The following is a 394-nucleotide window of genomic DNA, read 5'->3' on the forward strand; positions in this document are numbered from 1 at the left end:
AGCCTGTGGTCTTCGAGGTGGACGGCATCCGGATCGGCTGCGCGCTGTGCGTCGAGGCGAACTTCCCGTCGCTCTTCGCCGAGTACGAGCGCCTGGACGCCGACCTCGTCCTGCTCTCCGTGATGGTCGACGATGCTCCGAGGGCGCGCGTCGCCCAGGCTTACGGGACGCTGTACAGCTATTGGTTGGGCTACGCCGTGCCGGCGCAGTTCAGCGCCACGGTGCCGTCCGGGATCGTTGCACCCGGCGGCCGGTGGCTGGCGCAGTGCCCCGCCGACGGGCAACCCACCCTGGCGGTCGCGGACATCGACCTCGACTCGACCGACCCGGACATCGACGTAGCTCTTCGGTACGCCCGGCCCTGGCGCCGCCTGGCGCAGAACGGGCTCTACGA

Annotated in this window: 1 pseudogene; it reads left to right on the forward strand. The window is 70.3% G+C overall.

Annotation, left to right across the window (positions count from 1 at the left end):
- Positions 1-394, forward strand: a pseudogene (locus NBY69_RS37210) (carbon-nitrogen hydrolase family protein); the annotation flags it as partial.

The organism is Streptomyces sp. A 4/2 (assembly GCF_940670765.1).
In the GTDB taxonomy this organism is placed as follows: Bacteria; Actinomycetota; Actinomycetes; order Streptomycetales; family Streptomycetaceae; genus Streptomyces.